The organism is Bacillus sp. FSL R9-9834, from assembly GCF_038006905.1.
Classification (GTDB): domain Bacteria; phylum Bacillota; class Bacilli; order Bacillales; family Bacillaceae_G; genus Bacillus_A; species Bacillus_A pacificus.
On record NZ_JBBOWD010000001.1, the window covers coordinates 4581512 to 4597827 of the forward strand.

16 protein-coding genes, 1 pseudogene and 1 riboswitch are annotated in these 16316 nt (G+C 35.9%); of the genes and pseudogenes, 9 read left to right on the forward strand and 8 right to left on the reverse strand.

Annotated features, from left to right (window positions below; genetic code table 11):
* Positions 1 to 117: 117 nt before the first annotated feature.
* Positions 118 to 239, reverse strand: a riboswitch (SAM riboswitch).
* Positions 240 to 467: 228 nt separating this feature from the next.
* Positions 468 to 2054: a phosphoenolpyruvate carboxykinase (ATP) gene (gene pckA, locus MKY00_RS24010; protein WP_000108802.1), complete on the forward strand. Its 1587-nt coding sequence runs from the start codon at positions 468 to 470 to the stop codon at positions 2052 to 2054.
* Between the two features lie 286 nt (positions 2055 to 2340).
* Complete coding sequence (locus MKY00_RS24015) at positions 2341 to 2538, forward strand: hypothetical protein (RefSeq protein ID WP_016718730.1); 198 nt, start codon at positions 2341 to 2343, stop codon at positions 2536 to 2538.
* Between the two features lie 168 nt (positions 2539 to 2706).
* On the opposite strand, the gene MKY00_RS24020 is transcribed toward MKY00_RS24015, so the two are convergent.
* Positions 2707 to 3090, reverse strand: a complete 384-nt coding sequence (locus MKY00_RS24020) for an ATP synthase subunit I (protein WP_000624920.1) — start codon at positions 3088 to 3090, stop codon at positions 2707 to 2709.
* A 283-nt stretch (positions 3091 to 3373) separates the two neighbouring features.
* On the opposite strand from MKY00_RS24020, the gene MKY00_RS24025 reads away from it, so the two are divergent.
* Positions 3374 to 3595: a hypothetical protein gene (locus MKY00_RS24025; protein WP_000639044.1), complete on the forward strand. Its 222-nt coding sequence runs from the start codon at positions 3374 to 3376 to the stop codon at positions 3593 to 3595.
* A gap of 28 nt (positions 3596 to 3623) precedes the next feature.
* On the opposite strand, the gene MKY00_RS24030 is transcribed toward MKY00_RS24025, so the two are convergent.
* Both MKY00_RS24030 and MKY00_RS24035 read right to left on the reverse strand, forming a co-directional pair.
* Entirely contained in the window at positions 3624 to 4529 is a 906-nt protein-coding gene (locus tag MKY00_RS24030) for a DMT family transporter (RefSeq protein ID WP_016718731.1), read from the reverse strand.
* A 298-nt stretch (positions 4530 to 4827) separates the two neighbouring features.
* Positions 4828 to 5151: an iron-sulfur cluster biosynthesis family protein gene (locus tag MKY00_RS24035; RefSeq protein ID WP_000289576.1), complete on the reverse strand. Its 324-nt coding sequence runs from the start codon at positions 5149 to 5151 to the stop codon at positions 4828 to 4830.
* A 93-nt stretch (positions 5152 to 5244) separates the two neighbouring features.
* Between MKY00_RS24035 and MKY00_RS24040 the strand changes: the two genes are divergently transcribed.
* A complete protein-coding gene (locus MKY00_RS24040) occupies positions 5245 to 5448 on the forward strand; it encodes a hypothetical protein (protein WP_074585845.1) in 204 nt (67 codons plus the stop codon).
* A 19-nt stretch (positions 5449 to 5467) separates the two neighbouring features.
* A complete protein-coding gene (locus MKY00_RS24045) occupies positions 5468 to 6388 on the forward strand; it encodes a Nif3-like dinuclear metal center hexameric protein (RefSeq protein ID WP_016718732.1) in 921 nt (306 codons plus the stop codon).
* 178 nt (positions 6389 to 6566) lie between these two features.
* On the opposite strand, the gene MKY00_RS24050 is transcribed toward MKY00_RS24045, so the two are convergent.
* Positions 6567 to 6758: a hypothetical protein gene (locus MKY00_RS24050; protein ID WP_229147255.1), complete on the reverse strand. Its 192-nt coding sequence runs from the start codon at positions 6756 to 6758 to the stop codon at positions 6567 to 6569.
* Here MKY00_RS24050 and MKY00_RS30250 point away from each other — a divergent pair.
* Positions 6757 to 7206, forward strand: a pseudogene (locus tag MKY00_RS30250) (collagen-like protein); the annotation flags it as partial. The gene MKY00_RS24050 and the pseudogene MKY00_RS30250 sit on opposite strands and share 2 nt — an antisense overlap.
* A 137-nt stretch (positions 7207 to 7343) precedes the next feature.
* Here the strand turns inward: MKY00_RS30250 and MKY00_RS24060 are convergent.
* Positions 7344 to 7514 (reverse strand): hypothetical protein, encoded by a 171-nt coding sequence (locus MKY00_RS24060; protein WP_341035296.1) that lies wholly within the window; start codon positions 7512 to 7514, stop codon positions 7344 to 7346.
* A gap of 34 nt (positions 7515 to 7548) precedes the next feature.
* Between MKY00_RS24060 and MKY00_RS30255 the strand changes: the two genes are divergently transcribed.
* Positions 7549 to 8580, forward strand: a complete 1032-nt coding sequence (locus MKY00_RS30255) for a collagen-like protein (protein ID WP_316250869.1) — start codon at positions 7549 to 7551, stop codon at positions 8578 to 8580.
* Positions 8581 to 8794: 214 nt separating this feature from the next.
* Here MKY00_RS30255 and MKY00_RS24070 read toward each other — a convergent pair whose 3' ends face one another.
* A complete protein-coding gene (locus MKY00_RS24070; RefSeq protein WP_016718735.1) occupies positions 8795 to 10015 on the reverse strand; it encodes an ATP-binding protein in 1221 nt (406 codons plus the stop codon).
* Positions 10012 to 11265 carry an ATP-binding protein gene (locus MKY00_RS24075; RefSeq protein ID WP_016718736.1) on the reverse strand — a complete coding sequence of 418 codons (1254 nt, stop codon included), beginning with the start codon at positions 11263 to 11265 and terminating at the stop codon, positions 10012 to 10014. Before MKY00_RS24075 ends, MKY00_RS24070 begins: the two co-directional genes overlap by 4 nt.
* Positions 11266 to 11533: 268 nt before the next feature.
* On the opposite strand from MKY00_RS24075, the gene MKY00_RS24080 reads away from it, so the two are divergent.
* Complete coding sequence (locus tag MKY00_RS24080; RefSeq protein ID WP_016718737.1) at positions 11534 to 12343, forward strand: alpha/beta fold hydrolase; 810 nt, start codon at positions 11534 to 11536, stop codon at positions 12341 to 12343.
* A gap of 358 nt (positions 12344 to 12701) precedes the next feature.
* Here MKY00_RS24080 and MKY00_RS24085 read toward each other — a convergent pair whose 3' ends face one another.
* On the reverse strand, positions 12702 to 14771 hold the full coding sequence (locus tag MKY00_RS24085) for an LTA synthase family protein (RefSeq protein ID WP_016718738.1): 2070 nt from the start codon (positions 14769 to 14771) through the stop codon (positions 12702 to 12704).
* 274 nt (positions 14772 to 15045) lie between these two features.
* Here MKY00_RS24085 and MKY00_RS24090 point away from each other — a divergent pair, with 274 nt between their 5' ends.
* Positions 15046 to 16299, forward strand: a complete 1254-nt coding sequence (locus tag MKY00_RS24090) for a glycosyltransferase family 39 protein (RefSeq protein WP_000956217.1) — start codon at positions 15046 to 15048, stop codon at positions 16297 to 16299.
* Positions 16300 to 16316 lie beyond the last annotated feature (17 nt).

Sequence of the window (16316 nt, forward strand, 5' to 3'; positions counted from 1 at the left end):
TTTGCCACAGATTGCGACATACATTTATTCTCCCACACAAGCATACAGAAAAACCTTTCCTACATAATAGAGAGGAAAGGTTTAATTTGCTACTTGCATACTGCTTTTTGCCCTTCGCTCTTATCGTTCGAGACCTGTAGCCTCGCACAGGTTTTAGCACCTATTCACTTGTGTTTACCAATACAAGTGAGGTTGCTGGGCTTCATCGGGCCTGTCCCTCCGCCAGCTCGGGATAAGAGAGTATCCGTCCCAACCTATACTAAAGAAATGATATTCATTTGTCAATTAATATTCACATTTTCCTGAAAGTTTTTCTCAGTGCGCCTGAAATGAAATATTAATAAGGAAATAATGCATTCACACAAACAAAAAGAAATAAATAGTATACATTATTTATATAATTGTGTTATACTCTTGTTGGGGATTACGAGAAATATTTCATTAAATGAAAAGGATGGTATATAAATATGAGTACTGTGAATGTCCAAATTGGTTTACACGAATTATTGAACGGAAGCAATGCACAGATTCAACTAAGTGTTCCGCAATTAGTGGAAAAAGTATTAATGCGAAATGAAGGGAAATTAACTTCGACTGGTGCCGTTTCTGCTTCAACTGGAAAATATACAGGACGTTCTCCTAAAGATAAATTTATTGTGAAAGAAGCATCGGTTGCTGACAAAATTGCTTGGGGAGCAGTGAACCAACCGATTTCTGAAGAACATTTTAATAAATTATATACGAAAGTTTTAGAATACTTAAAAGAGAAAGAAGAGTTATTCGTCTTCAAAGGATTTGCAGGCGCTGACCGCAATTACCGCCTACCAATTCAAGTTATTAATGAATATGCATGGCACAATCTATTTGTACATCAATTATTCATTCGTCCAACTGAAGAAGAATTAACAACTCATGAATCAGAGTTCACAATTGTTTCTGCACCGAATTTCAAGGCTGATCCAGCTGTTGACGGCACAAACTCTGAAGCATTTATTATGGTTTCATTCGAAAAACGTATCGTACTAATTGGTGGTACAGAATACGCTGGAGAAATGAAAAAATCAATCTTCTCTATTATGAACTTCTTATTACCTGAACAAGATATTCTTTCTATGCATTGCTCTGCAAACGTAGGTGAAGAAGGCGATGTAGCACTATTCTTCGGTTTATCTGGAACAGGTAAAACAACATTATCTGCTGATCCAAACCGTAAATTAATCGGTGATGATGAGCACGGTTGGTCTGATAACGGTGTATTCAATATTGAAGGCGGTTGCTACGCGAAATGTGTAAACCTTTCTCACGAGAAAGAACCACAAATTTTCGATGCAATCACATTTGGATCTGTTTTAGAAAACGTTATCATTAATGACCAAACGCGTATCGCAGACTATAACGATACTACTTTAACAGAAAATACTCGTGCTGCATACCCTATGCATGCGATCGACAATATCGTACTGCCAAGTGTTGCAGGACACCCAAATACAATTATCTTCTTAACTGCTGATGCATCTGGCGTATTGCCTCCAATCAGTAAGTTATCAAAAGAACAAGCTATGTACCACTTCTTAAGTGGTTACACTAGTAAACTAGCAGGAACAGAGCGCGGTGTTACATCTCCGCAAGCAACATTCTCAACTTGCTTCGGTTCACCATTCTTACCACTTGATGCATCTCGCTATGCTGAAATGCTTGGTGAAAAAATCGAGAAACACGATGCGAAAGTATTCTTAGTAAACACTGGCTGGACTGGTGGCGAATACGGCGTTGGTAAACGTATGAACTTAGGTTACACTCGTGCAATGATTCAAGCAGCATTAAACGGTGAACTTGCGAAAACTGAAACAGCTAAACATGACATCTTCGGTCTTGAAGTTCCACTTCACGTACCAGGTGTACCTGACGAAGTGTTAATGCCTGAACAAACTTGGGCTGATAAAGCTGCTTACAAAGCAAAAGCAATCGAACTTGCAAATGAATTCAAAGCTAACTTCAAAAAGTTCGACAGCGTATCTGAAGACATTATTAACTTAGGCGGCCCAATCGCTTAAGTACAAACTTTCTGTTGGAATCACCCTTTACTCATATGAATAAGTGTCGTGTAACCGTAAAGTTTCGCGTACTCACCGACAAAACCCAATGCGGCTTAACGGTTACACACACTTACATAAAAAAGAAGCTTACGTTTTTTACGTAAGCTTCTTTCTATATCTTATATAGTGACTTAGCTCATAAATCACTTACCGTCACCTATAAAATTACAGAAAATTCATTTTATAATCATTCGTTTTTAGTTTCCTATGCTATAATTTACATATACAGGAAAGGGTGAAGCTTATGAAAAATTTTTCTCGTACAGGAAAAATTTTATTCAGTTACGGAGCGATTCAAATGTTTTGGGGACTTGTAATGCTTAACGTTAATGTATTTGAGCATACAAGCGAAACAATAAAATATATTATTCTAATTATCGGAATAGTTTTTTGTATTATATTCAACTTTTTTAAAGAACATAAAAGTCATACTATTACGTGATTTTATGTTAACTTATTGGAAGCAGAAACCTGTATTTTATGAAAAGTTTCGCTTCCTATTGTACTATTCATCGCCGGATCCCTTATTCCAGGGTAAATTCATTTTTACACATATAACTTACGGATATATCCCTCGCTAGATCCTCTATTCCATCTAAAAAGAGGCTTTTTATCTTTTGGTTAGTTCCTTTTCATCTTTCATACTATAATAACCTAAGTTAACGACGATTAAAAAATAACCGCCCATAATCCCTACTGCAAATGCCCACATAACCATATGGTGCTCAATTTCGTACATAATAATAGCGCCCAAAATAGCAGCCGCAAAACGATTAAACATACCGAGCGTCGGTGCTTTCGTTTTCTTTACGATACTATCTCCAAGCTTCTCAATTCGTCTCCCTAAAAGCCACACGCAATACATACTTACAATAAGTCCAATTCCTGCACCTAAAAAATGTGCTGAAAACGGTGTTACCATCCAGCCTAGCAAAAGAAAACCTAGTATATAATACGATTGAATTTTAAACGACCTTAACGACATACTAATCATGCTGTTCTCCTCTTCTTCAGTAATTTTTATCTATCCAACGAAAGACTTCTTTCAAGTTCATACTACTTAAACCCATTTCACTCAAATTAAAAAACAACATAAACACAATGTTTATGTTGTTTAAATGTTTTTAGAAAATAATATTATACAAGATTTCCAACATCATATTTTCATAATTTGTGACGTTTTTTCAAACATTTTTCGTCCATTTATGAAAAAATTGATATCAATCTATGAACATACGGATATGATGTAATAAGTACACAAATAAAGGGGGCGTCTAATGATTTATTTTTTAATGGCTCTCATTCACCTCATTATCCCTGCACTTATTGGACTTTCATTGTATTGGTACACGAAAAACCATAGTATTTTCTACGCTGTCCTCGGTGTCCTTCTTCCAGGTATTATTCTTATCACACTCTTCCGTATTCCATTTTTAAACTTAATTCCTCTTGTTACTGCTATCTTATTTCTCATATTCTTACCAAAAATAAAAAAATAGGAAAGCAGATCATAGGTGATCTGTTTTCCTATTTTGATATAGGTTCCCCCGCAGTAGAATGCACTTTTACTTTCTCCGATTTCACAAACCATAAACCGAAGAAAATAATAATTCCACCGATTATTTGTTGAAACGATACATCTTCATTTGCCCATACAGCTGCAAATAAAACAGCTACAAGTGGCGTTATATACATATATACCATCGTATGTGACGCTCCAATTTTTTGAACACCAACATACCACATCACTAAACCGAACACTGTTACAAAGAAAATAGAATATAGTAAAGCGAATAGTGTTATTCCATGTGTAATGTGAAATGGCATTATAAATACGTATGGTCCACTTAAAAGCAAGAGTGGAATCGCGCCAACTAGTGCTGACCATGCGGTAACACGTAGCGCTGAATATTTTTTAATTAATGGGCTTGCTAAAACAGGATAAAGCCCCCAGCATATTGATGTAATGAGTCCAATCCCATTTCCATAAAAAGAACTAGCAAGTGAATTCCCAGCTACTAAAACTAAGGCTGCACCACAAAAGGCAATGATTGAACCGATAAGCTTTCGAGAAGAAAACTTTTCTTGTTTTAAGATAATCGCAAATACAGTTGTAAAAATAGGTGAAATAGAAATGAGTAAAGAGGCATTTGTAGCGGATGTATATTTTACAGTTTCCATAAATAACGTTTGATACAGTACAATACCTACAACGCTAACGATAATTAATCTAGGTATATCCTTGCGCTCCATATAAACCGACTTTTCAATAAAAAATGTAAGGAGTAACATAAGCGGTGCCGCTGATATCATCCGAAGTGCAGTAAATTCAATTGCTGTAAATTCTAAAAGTCCATATTTCGCAATCGTAAAATTAATCCCCCAAATAATAACGACTGCTAAAATTAATAATTCAATTCCCCATCTTCTCATGCGTATCCCCTCCGCAAATATGATTATACAGAAAATTCAATCATATGTACATTTCATTATGTGAAAAAACCTTTGTATTGTCTGAAACGTTTTGGTACATGAAATTATATCGGCGATTTTCTGAATATATCAGCATAACTCCGATTATATCGGCGATTTTTCGAATATATCAGCGCAACTCGAATTATATCAGCGATTTTTTAAATATATCGACTTATCAACAAAAAACGACAAAAATAGCAGCTTATTCAATAAAAAAAGTGGTTCCAAAATACATTTTGGAACCACCTTTCCTTTACTACACTCGAACATGTAACTTCATATTTGGATTATAAAATTGGCTCGGGCTCTTCAGTTGAAAAGTCCCTCCACCTTCATGCCAATCAACTGTTAACTTATCATCCATAAATACAAGCTTTGTGCGATCTGCGATAAAGCTAAACTTGCTTGATTCAATATCCACATCGCGCTCATCTTTTTCTGCTACAGCTACTAAATCGATAATTCCGCTCATTACACAACCGCAACCTTCATTATCGTAAAATAACTTTATATATTTCGCTTCATTTGGAATCGTATCCACAATCTTTTTATATGCTGCTTCTGTTACAGTAACGTACATACTCTAATCTTCATCCTCTCTTCTCGTATCCTTCATATATTGTACCATCATTTTTTTCAAAAGATATATACAGAAAATTATGAACAATATACAATGTATGTAGTAAAGGAGGTTGTATCACTCATGCTCAAATTACTACGATACCCCATCTTCCTAGGTCTACTCGGTAGCTTTTTTATTTCTAGCAGTATAGTATTACACCATATATTTCCCTATACTCCTTCTATTGGTTGGATTTTAGGTTTTATTTGTTTTCTATCCGCTTCTTATTTTGCTATGAAAAACAAAAACATCTAATTAATTCAAGGAGGATAACATGCCAACTTTAAAAGAAATAGAACAATCACTCAATCATTTATTCGAAATAGAAAAATACGGAAAAGACAGTGCCTTTAGTCGATTTATCCCGGCCGTATATGATCCTATCCCATTTCCATGGCAAAATTTTTTTGAAGCCAATTTTATTGAGCTATTTAACGGTCTTATGATACGAGGAGCTGAAACTGTAAATAAAGTATTTTTAGCTGTTTTTCCTACAAATGACGTTCTTGAAACATTCATTTCACAATCCACATCTGGTGATTTACTTTTTATGCACCACCCACTTGTAATGGAATGCGGTGATCCGCTTGGAAAATCAGGTCGTGGTTTTATTCCAATACCTGAAAAATATTTGCAAGCGATAAAAGAAAAACAACTTTCTATATATACATGTCACGGACCAATGGATATTCATCAAACGCATGGAACGAGCATTTCAATTGCAAAAGTCTTACATGCTCACGTAGTTGACGGCTTTGCATATGAAGGCCCAGAACAAGAGCCAGTTGGCCTTATTTGTGAAATAGATGAAACATCCACAGAAGCACTCCAAAAGCGTCTAAAAAATCTCTTCCATATTCCTTATACAGACTTCGAAGGTAAACAACATGATTCTATCAAAAAAATTGCAATTATTGCGGGATGTGGCGATGTCGTTTCTCTCATGAAACAAGCAGAAGCAAAAGGTGCTGAAGCATATATTACTGGGGAAATCCATTGCCATATCGACAATAATTACGGTAAACAGAAATACTCGCTCATTATGGATTACGTAAAAGAAACGAATATGTCACTCATCGGTGTATCACACTCTGCCTCTGAATATTTAGTGAAAGAAACATTGATGTATGATTGGTTTAAAGAGAATTTTGAAGTGGATGTTACTTTGGTTCCACAGGAAAAATGGTGGTTATAAATTTTTAAAGAGATAGCTAATTTAGCTATCTCTTTTTACTAAACTTAAAATAGAAAAAATTCGATATACAATACACTTTCACCCTACTGTTAAAATCTAAACACACAATACAATCAACCACACAAAAATATAGAATTCCTAATATACATATAGTAGTTCTATTTTAAAAACTAGATTTTCAAAATATAGAAAGGAGAACATACATGTACCCACGTAATTGTTTTAGTTGCGATGGCAGACGCCCCAGTGGTTCTAACGGGAATACTGGACCCACTGGTAACACCGGATCTACCGGTATCACCGGACCCACTGGAAGCACCGGACCTACCGGCATCACTGGACCTTCTGGCATCACCGGACCTACCGGCATCACTGGGCCCACTGGAGCTACCGGCGCTACTGGGGGTACAGGAGCTGGCTTACAAAGTACTACCGCCTTTAGTCTTGCAGCCGCTCCCAACTATAAAGCCGGACAAGTTGTTACTTATACGAGCAGCGGCTATGTTGTAAAAAAGGATGCACCTCAAGGATTTCCTAATGTATCTCCAGATTATATCGTATTAGTAGAAAGTGGGCCTACTGGACCCACTGGTATTACTGGATCTAACGGGAACACTGGACCCACTGGCATCACCGGACCTACCGGCATCACTGGACCTTCTGGCATCACTGGACCTTCTGGCATCACCGGACCTACCGGCATCACTGGACCTTCTGGCATCACCGGACCCACTGGAAGCACTGGTAACACCGGCATCACCGGACCTACCGGCATCACTGGACCCACTGGAGCTACCGGCGCTACTGGGGGTACAGGAGCTGGCTTACAAAGTACTACCGCCTTTAGTCTTGCAGCCGCTCCCAACTATAAAGCCGGACAAGTTGTTACTTATACGAGCAGCGGCTATGTTGTAAAAAAGGATGCACCTCAAGGATTTCCTAATGTCTCTTCAGATTATATCGTATTAGTAGAAAGTGGGGCTACTGGACCCACTGGTATCACTGGATCTACCGGGAATACTGGGCCTGCCGGGATTACTGGATCTACCGGGAACACTGGACCTACTGGGAGTACCGGACCCACTGGCATCACTGGACCCACCGGCAGCACCGGACCTACCGGCATCACTGGACCCACTGGAAGCACCGGATTCACTGGTATCACTGGACCTGCCGGCAGCACCGGACCCACTGGTAACACCGGATCTACCGGAAGCACCGGACCTGCTGGTAACACCGGATCTACTGGAAGCACTGGACCCACTGGAAGCACCGGATCTACCGGAAGCACCGGACCCACTGGAAGCACCGGATCCACTGGCATCACCGGATCTACCGGGAACACTGGACCTACTGGGAGTACCGGACCCACTGGCATCACTGGACCCACCGGCAGCACCGGACCTACCGGCATCACTGGACCCACTGGAAGCACCGGATTCACTGGTATCACTGGACCTGCCGGCAGCACCGGACCCACTGGCATCACCGGATCTACCGGAAGCACCGGATTCACTGGACCCACCGGAAGCACCGGACCTTCTGGCATCACTGGGTCCACTGGAAGCACCGGACCCACTGGTAACACCGGATCTACCGGCATCACTGGACCCACTGGTAACACCGGACCCACCGGCATCACTGGACCCACTGGTAACACCGGACCCACCGGCATCACTGGAAGTACTGGACCCACCGGCTCCGCTGGTAGTGCTTCAGCAAAAAGTATTGTGTTTCAAGGAACAAATGCTGGTTTTCAACGTATAGCGGGATCTCCTGGAATTGACTCCAATGTTATTCCGTATGTCACTGCTGGATCTGGTAGTATAGTTGGTTTTACGGCGTCTATAAATGTAAATAACTTACCTGCTGCTGTTTATACAATTGATATTTGCAGGAATGTCCCTACAAACCTCACCGCTCCTACTTCCAGTTACATTCTAACTACTATTACTTTAACTACCACAGACAAAATTACCGGAACTATAGTATTTTCCATTAAACCGACGGATACTGGTTCCGGACAAATTCAAGTATTTAATCCTACTCCCGCAGTAGGTCCCGCTACTGTAACTTGGACTAGTATTACAACTGGAAATCCCGTTTCAAGAGGGGATGCTATATCCCTTTATATTAACCCTGGAATTACTGCGAGTGCTGTATATTCTATTTTCCTAATCACTGATCTATAAACTCACACTTAAAACTATTTATTCCACAAAAAAGACCCGAGATTCGGGTTAACAAATAACAGACAAGTTCATTATATACTTTCACTGCAAAATAAACATATTTCGGATTTTATTTTCCGTATACTGCACTAATAGTGTGAACAATTTTGAATTTTCATTCAAAAAAAAGGGAGTTCACTCTCAAATAAGTGATCTCCCTTTTTAAAATAACTTTTCATGATATCGGCAATACAACCTTCACCGTCGTTCCAACCCCAACTTCACTTTCAAAACTTATTTTACCGTTGTGATCTTTAATAATTTTTTCTGTAACTACTAAGCCTAAACCTGTTCCCGTTTCTTTTGTTGTGTAAAAGGCTTCATTTAGCTTCGGGATTTTGTCTTTTGGAATGCCGCAACCTTCATCCTTAACTTGAACAATGATTGCATCTTCTACAGTCACTTTAATCGTAATCGTTCCGCCAACTGACATTGCTTCAATCGCATTTTTAATTAGATTAAAAAACACTTGTTTTAATCGTTTTTCATCGCATGTAATCGATGGTATGTCTTTACTATAAATACCTTGTATGTGCACACCTTGATTTAAAGCAGGCTTCCCCATAACTCGAATAACATAAGCGATAATTTCTTCTATATTATGAACTTCTGATTCTATTGATTTAGATTTCTCAAATCCACTAAGTTCTGTAGCGATTGTATGAATTCGTTCTACTTCTTGTTTCATAATATCACTATATATTTTATCCTCTGGATATTTAACCGCTTGCTTATTTACAAATTTATCTAAATTAGCTAAAGGTCTTTTAATTTTGGAACCAATAACTGTAGCCATTTTCCCAACAGTTGCTAATTTTTCTGTTTGTTGTATTTCTTTATTCATCATCTCAAACGTACGAACGTAAGATTGGAACCTTAAAAACATAATCCAACATATGATAGTAAATACGCTATATAATGCCATCGGGATTAAAACGAGTGATGAGTGAATCATGATTCCTATAAGAGCATATTTTCCAACAAGTATGCTCGGAACTAACCAAAAATATCTTTTATTCACAAAAAGTGGGGCAAATAAAATAAAAAATCCTTCTACTATATTCCCACCATCAAACTCAGCATCACTACCGTAGTAAATCATAATATTATGGATAAAATCTAATAGATTATACCCAATTAGAATAATATACTTTACTGCAAATGGATTTTTCCATTTCATAAAGTATATTCCAATGCAAAATAAAAACACCATCAGAAAATAAAGCCATAAACCTAAACCATCTTCAAATTGTCCTACTCCTTCTTGCTCTCCTCCTATTAAAGGTACAATAAATTCGTAGGCAAGATCGTATACAAAAAATATAATGAAAAATAAACTTAAATATATTTTCAGCGCCTTCATTTCTTCATTTTTAAATATACCGTCTTTATTCATATGGTAACTCCTAGCTTTTCTCCCACTTGTATTTCATTATTTCCACACTTTTTTGGAAGAATAATATCTATTCTCGTTCCCTTATCTCTTTCACTTGAAATATGTAACGTACCAAGGTGTTCGTTGACAATTCGATCTGCTACCGTAAGTCCCAAACCAATTTTATCTTGTTTTGTTGTATAAAAAGCTTCTGTAACACGAGCCACATTTTCTTTCTTAATACCGTAACCATTATCGATTACACTTAATATTACATAATCTTGTCCTTTATTTTCTAATCGTAACTCTAATGTGCCACCTTGCTCCATTGCCTCCAGAGCATTTTTTATGACATATAGAAAGACCCCTCTTATTTTTCGCTCATCACATTCAACTTCTATTATCTTTTCTTCGATATTAGACATAAGCTGGACAGTAGATTCATTCATTTTTTCTCGAAGAATTGCTACTGCTTGTAATGCAATTTCACCTATATTATGTTTTTTATAAATAGAGGGTTTACATGTAGCAACTTCCATCAATTCACTTATCATATTATTCATATTTTCTATTTCAAAAATCATCTGTTTATAAATAGGGTCCTCTTCATGCTTCTCTCGTTGTAATTGCGTAAACCCTTTTAATGAAGCAAGTGGATTTTTAATTTCATGTCCCACTGTCGCTGCCATCTTTCCGATTACTGCTAATTTTTGTGATTCACTAGCAATCTTAATACTTTCCTTTACTGCTGAAAGGTATTGTATAAATCGATTTAAAATGATATATGCCGCTATTAATATGAGTGTATACATAATGAGGTACATAAATCCTTTTACTTCCTTTAATACAAATAAGTAAATTACATATTTCCCTACAATAGTTGAAAGTACAAACACAAAATATTTTTTATTTAAAAATATAGGTACAAAGAAGATGAGAATAATTTCTATTATATTTACCCCATCAAATGCCGCCTCATTATAAAGCATATACGAAAGTATGTTAGCAATTTCTATTCCTATGTATGCAAATACACATGCATATTTCACAAAATTCACTTTCTCTTTTTTTATTAAATATACATTTACACCGAGTATTGCAGTTCCGCAAATAACTTGCCATAGTATGCTATGTCCCTTATCCGTTAGTGATTTATTTTCTAATACGATTGCATAGAGAATTTGGTATGAAACAACAATAACGTATAGCACCCACAAAAAGATTTTGGCATTCCTTTCTTCTTCTTTATATGATAGAAAACTTTCTTTCACTTCAACACCCCTTCAACATAATATCTCGAAGAATACCATTTATTATAATAAATGATTTTCTTATACAAACAAAGATAAATCGAACATTTGAGGAAAATCATCCCAACGTTTTAATACTTTCAGACGATATGTAATCATAAAAATTATAAACAATAATACGTATATTATGTGGGAGAGATTTTATATAAATGGTAAAAAATGAAGGAAAGTTTGGTGTCTTAATAGAACGAAAACCTACGCTCCTGGCGTAGGAATAGGAGGCTCATTCATGTTTGTTACCGTCGAGAAAGATGTGCATATTTTTGTGCAAGATGTTAATCCCGGTCCCAGTAGTAAAACCGTGTTCTTCGTTCACGGTTGGCCTTTAAATCATCAAATGTACCAATATCAGCTCAACGTATTACCACAGCACGGTTTCCGCTGCATCGCTATGGATATACGCGGAAATGGGCAATCCGATAAACCATGGACTGGTTACACATACGATCGTTTAGCAGACGATATCGCCATTGTCCTAGAAGCACTTCAAGTCGAAAATGCTACATTAGTCGGTTTCTCAGTAGGCGGTGCTCTTTCCATTCGGTACATGTCTCGCTATAATGGTCAACGTATTTCTAAACTTGTATTAATCGATGCCGTTTCCCCCTCTTTCGTTAAAAATCAAGAATCTCCCTATGGTGTCCCAAAAGAACAAGCAGATACTCTCATTAATCAAATGTATGCTAATCTACCTAAATTTTTAAATGATGTGTCTTTATCATTTTTTAATAGAAACTTAGGATCCGCTACGTTAGAATGGTTTTCTTATCTCGGTATGCAGTCTGCTTCCTATGCTCTCATCAAAATATTGCAAGCAGCCGCAAATGAAGATGTAACGAAAGATTTAAGTAAAATTAACGTGCCAACAAAAATATTCCACGGTATTCACGATCAACTTATCCCATACAAAAGCGCTGAACTTACGCAAAAGCGTATTAAAAATTCTCAGTTACATCCTCTCACCAATAGTGGTCACGGCTCCCCAATCGATCAAGCGGATGAATTAAACGAAGAACTTATAAAGTTTTTGCATTCATAAAAACCTATGCCAAATCGTATCGATAGGAACGTAGTTTTCAAAAACGTTAAAATTCACACATTTCTCACAAATCAATTGATAAAACGATTACATTTTCATTTATACTAAATGTACAAGTAATACTCCCTAAACCCAGCTTGTCTGGTTACCCCGTTAAATACTATAAAAAAGAACTTGTATCGTTATACAAGTTCTTTTTGTTTCTTTTATCCCGCTTTAACGGGCAGTAAGACCCCCACCTCAAAATTCAGTAAAGCAAAGAAATTAGGTGGGGGTCGGGCTGCCCATAAAAGTCCAATTGGTGAGGGCTGATAATCAGTGGGGGATGAAGAAAACCCCCACTGATTAAAGTTTTACTTTATTTAAAGAGGATATCTTTACTATATTGATTTCCGACGAGTAAGTCATATTGGAGCATTTTATATTGCTCTAACATTTCTTTTTGTTTCTTTGTTAAATCATTGATTACTTCTCCATTTTTATCAACTTTTAATTCATCTCTAAGTACCGGTATTTCCTTGTAAAATGCCGATAAAAATTGATAAAATAAGGATTTATTTAATCCTGCATAATCAAAAATAAGATTGGAAAAATAAATTGGACTTACTACACCTAAATTATCATTTGGCATATCAAAGTTTGCATACATTAATAGCGGCGTTTGGGCCATCGCTAAACGTTCGCTCGGTGTTTTTTCATTCGTTATATACCCATTTTCTTTATAAAAAGATTTATTTGTTCCTAATGATGGAAGATGATCTCCAAAGAATACTAATAATGTAGGTCTATCTAAATTATCTAGTTTTTCTATTAAATATTGAAGGGCCTCATCTGAACGTCTTAACCCTTCTGTATACGTCTCTAATTCTCCCTTTGATTCTTCATTTTCTAGCCCGCTAATTTCTATTAGGTTTTCACCAAATCGGCCTTCTGTAAATGGAAAATGATTTTGCATCGTAACTGCATGAATAAATGTAGGTTGTTTTTGCTTCTCTAACTCAGCAATTATCTCTTTACTCATCGCTAAATCACTAATATAATCTCCATCAATATCGACATTTTCCATCGTATCAGCTGCATTAAACTTATCAAACCCTAACACCCTGTATACGTCATCGCGTTTGAAAAATGAGCGACCAAATGAATGAATTGCACTTGTGTAATACCCTTCTTTTTTCAACGCCGTAGGGATTGATGGAATTTCTTTCTTATTTGTAATAACCTGCTGATATGGTATAGAACCTGGCTTTAACAAACTCATTGAATAACTCGTTAATGCCTCAAATTCAACGTTCGCCGTATTTCCCCCAAATGTAGGAGAAATAGTTTGTCCACCAGGAAAGTTTTCTATATAATGATGCAAATTTGGTACAGGATCTTCACTAAAAGAAAGGTTAGTTGCTTTCGTCGGATCCCAAAACGATTCACTCATTACAAAAATAATATTCGGTTTCTCTTTTTTCTTTTGGCTCCCTATATTTCCACTATATTGTTTTTTTATATCGTTTGCTATTTGAAGCATATTTTCTTTAGAATAATTTTTTGGTTTTTCCATAACTGTTGTATCTAAATTGCTAATAAACCCAAGTACAAAACCATTTGAAGCATAGTTCTCATTTTGATCCCACAAAACAAAATCTACACCTGATTTTTGAAATACTTTATTCATAAATGTGTTCGCAAAATTACCGTACGCATATAGAACAAAAATAGATCCTACTACTAATAAAGCTCTTATTCCTAGATGAGTCTTTACATTTTGAATATATCTTCTCATATATATCCCTGCTACAATACAAGCCACGATACTTAAGATAATGACAAAAATATAACTCCAGCTAAAATAGTCCATCACCATCGGTATAACAGATTGCATATGCATAATTTGTGTGAAATCAGAAGGATACAGCGGATCACCTCTAAAAATAAGCTTTAAATAATTCACAATACCTAAAATGACTAACGTACAGCTCGTTAAAATCATACTTAGAAAAACCTTGCCTATTACATTATAAACAAGAATGTATATTGCATAAATTGCTACAAAACTTAATATAAACTGCATGTTATACAAGTAAATCCAATTCATTGCCTCTATGAAACTCATATTAACTTGCATGACAATATAAAATAACGCTACTGTATGAGCTAGTAAAAATAATATAAAATGCACTCGTAGGGATGCCCTAAGTGTAGACATCTCTTTTTTATTAAAATGTGAAATATAAAATGTTATGCCCCATATGAAAATCATCATGACAATTAAAACAAGATTTTGATTTAATTGAGCTTTCATTATGTCTAAATTAAAAACCTTTAAAATCATAAACAGCATAGTTATTACTAATAAAGTCACCATACTACTTATAATGCTAGAAATTAATATATTTCTTTTTGGAAGATCAAAAAGTGTAAAACCATAATTCAATTCATTCCCTCGTTTCTATGTCTTAATTTCCCCCGCATCGAAAGAACTATTTCTATTAAAATAACATATATGACATATTTCGTCTGCATACTTGCTTCTATCATAAATGTATTGTCTTAATATTCCCTTAATCACCAGTTAATACTCATTCTTGAAAAACTTAATTTCAGCATTCCACTTTATGATATAATAACTATGTTTTGGAAATCCTTAATACTATTAAAGATTTCACATGAAAATACGAAAGAATTAATAAAAAAGGAGTTGCTCATTTTTGCTTACTAAGTTTAAGAGTTTGCCTAAAGCGGTATATGCAATTTTGGCGCTTTCTTTCCTGTTGCACGTTTTTTGTTTAGTAAAACAGCCAGGATTAGATGGAGAGTTAGTCAAAGTAACATATGGTGCAAATGATGCCTTTAACTATTCGTTAACAGCTGAACAACTATTAAAACATGGTGTATTTGGTTATGTGTATTTAGAACCTAGTGAAGTTCCAGGGAAAAATGCATATATTACACCAGGTCAGCCATTACTATTAGCTGGCGCTATGATTATTTCTGATATTACATCAATTCCTTACTATTACGTAGCAACTGTTATTAACATGATTATGAACCTATGCACAGTGCTATTAGTATTCTTAATAGGAAAAGAATTGTTCGAAAAAAACATTTATGGAATTGTTGCAAGTATTTTATATGCTATTTATCCAAGTAACTATACATACTTCCGTACATTGCTAACAGAAGTTCCATCCATATTCTTATTAGCGTTATGTGTATATGTATTTGTTCTCGCATGGAAATACAATAAAGTGAAATTCCATATATGGTTTGGAATTGTCGTTTCAATTTTACTTATGTTCCGTCCAAATCCAGCTCCAATGATGCTCATTCCTGTTCTTGTTGTGTTATTTACATATGGATTTAAAGACTCCATTCGAATCGGATTGTTATGGTTTATCGGACCTTTCTTTATTATTGGTGCATGGGTTGTTCGTAACTATTTAGCACTCAACCAATTTATTTTATTCTCAACCCAAGGTGCTGACCCACTAATTGCGGGTGCTGATCCATTTAATAAAATTGGATATGAAAATATAGTAAATGAAATGAGAGCCAAAGGCTTAGATGACAAAGGGGCATACGCAAAAGAATTAATCAAGAACGGCTTTAAGACGGACTTCACTTATTGGTTCTCTTGGTTCACTGTCGGTAAAACAATTGAATTATTCAAAACAGCTCCTGCTGTAGACCAATACCGTATTCATAACTTTATGCAACTATGTCATAGAGTGTTTATTATCGGCACATTCTTGAGCAGCTTCTGCTTCATGCTAAATTCATTTAAACATAAACGCGTTATGATGCTAGTAGCAAGTTCTATTATTTACATTATCTTCTCAAACTTATTCTTAGCAATTAATCGCTATGGATTTTTCATTAATCCCCTTATGTGCTTAATTCTTGCATACGGATTAATTCACATTGTGCAGAAGCTTCCATTCTTCCGCACTAACCAAGCATAATAAGAAAGAGGTCGTCC